Source organism: Haloferax sp. s1, from assembly GCF_058382125.1.
This window is the reverse complement of record NZ_JBZRPK010000422.1, coordinates 1-4,450: the sequence shown is the minus strand read 5'-3', so window position 1 is coordinate 4,450 and position 4,450 is coordinate 1. Positions and strand designations below refer to the sequence as shown.

4 protein-coding genes are annotated in these 4,450 nt (G+C 62.1%); all 4 read left to right on the top strand.

The genetic code is table 11. The features are described from left to right. A partial coding sequence (locus QT222_RS05760; protein WP_491476597.1) for an aldehyde dehydrogenase family protein occupies positions 1–1,375 on the top strand: 1,375 nt, incomplete at its 5' end. Between the two features lie 115 nt (positions 1,376–1,490). Then, positions 1,491–2,558, top strand: a complete 1,068-nt coding sequence (locus QT222_RS05755; RefSeq protein WP_491476596.1) for a zinc-dependent alcohol dehydrogenase family protein — start codon at positions 1,491–1,493, stop codon at positions 2,556–2,558. Positions 2,559–2,718: 160 nt separating this feature from the next. Continuing rightward, the gene (locus tag QT222_RS05750; RefSeq protein ID WP_004060541.1) at positions 2,719–3,150 is read left to right on the top strand and encodes an SCP2 sterol-binding domain-containing protein; all 432 of its coding nucleotides are present in this window, start codon (positions 2,719–2,721) and stop codon (positions 3,148–3,150) included. A 347-nt stretch (positions 3,151–3,497) separates the two neighbouring features. Next, a partial coding sequence (locus tag QT222_RS05745) for an AMP-binding protein (RefSeq protein ID WP_491476595.1) occupies positions 3,498–4,450 on the top strand: 953 nt, incomplete at its 3' end.

The window sequence follows — 4,450 nt, the reverse complement described above, 5'->3', positions numbered from 1 at the left end:
GGTCGGAACCGCCGCGGACGTCGACCGCGCCGTCGAGGCGGCGCGCAACGCCTACGAGGGGAACTGGGGTCAGCTCTCGCCCAGACAGCGCGGCGAGAAGCTCGAGGAGATCGCCGACAGGCTTGCAGAGCGAAAGACGGAACTCGCGAAGATCGAGACGCTCGAGGCCGGGAAACCGAACCTGCACTCGCGGTTCGTCGACATCGAGATCCTCGTCGAGCAGTTCCGCCACTTCGCCGCGGTCGCCCGCACGGCGGACACGGGGCGCGTCGTTCCCACCGACGACGAGAAACACGTCGTGACGAAGCGGGAACCGTACGGCGTCGTGGGGGCCATCTCGGCGTGGAACTTCCCCGCGATGTTCGTCGCCTGGAAGCTGGGCCCGGCGCTGGCGGCGGGCAACGCGGTCGTGTTCAAGCCGTCGTCGAAGGCGGTGCTCGCGACACTGGAGATCGCCGACGTCTGTGACACCGTCCTCCCGACGGGGACGGTCAACGTCGTGACCGGCGCCGGCAGCGTCGTCGGAAACGCCATCTCCCAGCACGACGGCATCGACAAGGTCACGCTCACCGGGTCGAAGGCCGCGGGGACCGCAACGCTGGAGGGCGCTGCGGACACTATCACCCCAGTGTCGCTCGAACTCGGTGGCAAGAGTCCGAACATCGTCTTCCCCGACGCCGACCTCGAACAGGCGCTCGAGGGGACCATCGTGAGCATCTTCTTCAACTCCGGCCAACAGTGTACCGCCGGCTCGCGGCTGTTCCTCCACGAGGACATCAAAGACGAGTTCCTCGACATGCTGCGCGAACGGATCGACGAGTTGACCGTCGGGGATCCGCTGTCGCCACAGACCGACGTCGGCCCGATGATCGACCACGACCACGCCGAACAAGTGACGGGGTACATCTCCCGAGCCATCGAGGACGGCGCGAGGCCCCTCGTCGGCGACGACGTCGACGAGGTCGACGCAGGCGGCGAGGCGAGCGACACGGCGGGCGCGCCCTTCGTGCAGCCTACCGTCCTCACCGGCGTCGACGACTCCGCGGAGGTCGCATGCGACGAGGTGTTCGGGCCGGTTCTGTCCGTCTTCGAGTGGAGCGAGCGCGACGAGGTCATCGAACGCGCGAACGACACGCGCTTCGGCCTCGCTGCGGGCGTCTGGACCCAGGACCTCGAAACCGCCCACGACGTCGCTGACGAACTCAAGGCCGGCACCGTCTGGGTGAACACGTACGACGACATGCTCGACCCGGCACCCCATGGCGGCTACAAGGAAAGCGGGATGGGTCGGGAACTCTCCGAGGAGGCGCTGGACGACTACTCCCGAACCAAATCGGTGAAAATGAACTTCGGAGAGGTACTGAAAATCGGGTAACTAACCACGTATTTGTACGTGATTGCGGAAGTAATATCGGCAATAGATGATAGAATATCCAAAAATATAAGATATATTAAGTAATTTTTTATATGTGGTGGTCATTGTCACACCCATGGACGCTGTAGTGTTCCAAGGCGTGGGTGAACCGCTCGAACTCAAGTCAGTCGACCGACCGGATTGCGGGGCGAACGAGGCCGTCATCGAGACGGAGGCGTGCGGGATCTGCCGAAGCGACTGGCACGCCTGGCAGGGCGACTGGGACTGGCTCGGCATCATTCCGCGGTCGGGGCTGATCTTCGGACACGAGCCGGTCGGCCGGGTCGTCGAGGTAGGCGAGAACGTCACTCGGTTCAGCGAGGGTGACCGGGTGACGACCCCGTTCAATCTGAGCGACGGCACCTGCCCGCACTGTCGGGCCGGTCGGGCGAACATCTGTGAATCCTCGGTCCCGATGGGGTTCGTCCAGTTCCAGAAGGGCGCCTTCGCGGAGGAGTTCTCGGTCCGAAACGCCGACCAGAACCTCGTCGAGGTTCCCGAGAACGTCCCCGCCCACGAGATCGCGGGGCTAGGCTGTCGGTTCGCGACCGCCTGTCATGGCGTCAGTCAGCGCGTTGATGTCAGTGCGGGCGACTGGGTTGCGGTACACGGCTGTGGCGGCGTCGGCCTCTCCGCGGTCCACACCGCGACCGCGCTCGGAGGCAACGTCATCGCGATCGACATCGTCGAGGAGAAACTGGAGTTCGCACGGGACCTCGGCGCCGTCGAGACGATCGACTCTACGGAAGTCGACGACGTCCCGCAGGCGGTGAAGTCGTTCACCGACGGAAGCCGTGGCGTCGAGGTCTCCGTCGAGGCGCTCGGCATCTCACAGACTATCAAAGACTCCGTAAACTGTCTCATCCCCGGCGGACAGCACCTCCAGGTCGGGTTGACCACCTCCGAGGAGGGCGGCGAGGTCTCGCTACCGATCGACTTCATGGTGCAAAACGAGCGCGAGTTCTACGGCACCTACGGGATGCCGCCCCACGAGTACGACGACATCTTCCAGATGATGTCGAGCGGGAAGATCAACCCGGGAAAGATAGTCTCAGAGACTTGTTCTCTGGGAGATATTCCGAGCGTGATGGAGCGGCTGGGCGAGTACGACACGATGGGAATCCCCGTCTGCACCGAGTTCTAACGTCCGTCACCACTGCGGTTTCGCGACCGCACCCCGTTCGGCGACCCGGTACCGTCCGAGCCGTCGGGGTCGGCCAAGTCACCGCGCCGTCGGCGAGCGTATAAAAACACCCGGGTATAACAGGAATAATCGATACAGTCTGCCTTAGGAAGTAGAGGGTATGACAGTACGACTACCGAGCGAGCCGGAAGCATACATCAAGGAGTACAAACGGAAGCTCAACGCCTCCGAGGAGTACTCGGATACCGGTGAGGGGTGGGGAGTCGGATTCAACGGCGACTTCCTCTACGAGATTCAACCGGACGGGACCTACGAGGGCGATCCAATCCACTTCTTCGTAGGCCTTGAGGACGGAGACTGTACCGAGTCATACGTCGTGGGCGACCCCGACAAGGAGGACTGGGGATTCGCGTACCGTGGCGGCTACGAGGACTGGAAGCTCCTCATGCAGGGCGAAATCGACCCGGTCGAGGGAATGATGGATGGAACGTTCGATCTCGACGGAGACATGCAGAAGGTGATGCAATACAGTCAGGCCGCAGTCGTGATGACGGAATGTGCGGGCGACGTCGACGTCGAGTTCGACTACTGATACTGTCGGCTGTTAATTCTTTAAATAGGAGGTTGCAGTAGACGGCGTGTAAAGACAGTGAAACAACCGATTCGGAGGTGGTCTTCACGTACTTACAGCCGACAGCACGAACTCTTACGGCCTCCGTTTCTTCCCGGTGACGACCGCACGAATCGTCCTTGAAGATACCCAGCACGGCGGCGACGAATATATCCACGAAGTATGCCTCCGCGTGCGACACCACCATTCTACCATCGTTAAGAACCACATTATTCGACCTATTGATGTTAGTTTAGAATCCTGATTAGGTAATAATTGGTTATAACAGGGGGAAGCCTTTAGAGGGATAACTACGATGTCCCGCTGGAATGTCAAATATTGTCATGAACATCCGGTCGGTCGCCGAGGACGACACCGGGGAAGTCGCCGTATCATATACGGGGAACGACGTTACCTACGGAGAGCTTTGGGCGCAAACCGGCCAGTTCGCGGCGGGATTGAACGACCGGGGTATCGGCGAAGGGGACCGCGTCGCGGTGTACCTGCCGAACGTGCCGCAGTTCGTTACCGCGTTCCGCGGGACGCTTCGGACGGGCGGCGTCGTCGTCCCGATGAACCCGCAGTACAAATCGCGAGAAATCGGCCACTTGCTGTCCGACAGCGGCGCACAGGTGGTCGTGACGCTGTCGGACCTCGTCCCGTTCGTGGACGAGGTGCGCGACGACACCGACGTGGAACACGTCGTTACCGTCGGTCAGGAAACCGAGGGAGGAATCGACTTCGAAGCGTTCCTGGGTGACGACGACCCCGAAATCGTGGACCGCGCCCCTGACGACGTCGCGGCCCAGCCGTACACCAGCGGCACGACGGGACGGCCCAAGGGCGTGCAGTTGACCCATCGGAACCTCTCTTCAAACGCAAATACTGCCGCAGACCTCATCCCTAGTGGAATTCAGACGGACGACAAGCAACTCGGAGTCCTTCCGCTGTTCCACATCTATGGCATGACCGTGGTGATGAACGCGGCGCTGTTTAACGGCGCCGCCTACTACCCGCTTCCGGAGTGGGACGCCCAAGAGGCCGTCTCGCTCATCGAAGACGAGCGGTTGACCCTGATGCACGGCGTCCCAGCGATGTACAACGACATCATCAACCAACCGAACGCCGAGGAGCTCGACCTTTCGTCGGTCCGCCTCGCACGCGACGGCGGGTCCTGGTACCCCCTCCGGGGTCTTCGGCGACTTGGTGCCCTCCACGCCGTGAACCTCTACGACGGGCTCCGGCTCGCCCGGACACGATCCATCCCCCACCTCCACCTGCC

Coding starts and splice junctions, on each gene's coding strand:
- QT222_RS05755 (WP_491476596.1), top strand. CDS start 1,491: ATGGACGCTGTAGTGTTCCAAGGCGTGGGTGAACCGCTCGAACTCAAG.
- QT222_RS05750 (WP_004060541.1), top strand. CDS start 2,719: ATGACAGTACGACTACCGAGCGAGCCGGAAGCATACATCAAGGAGTAC.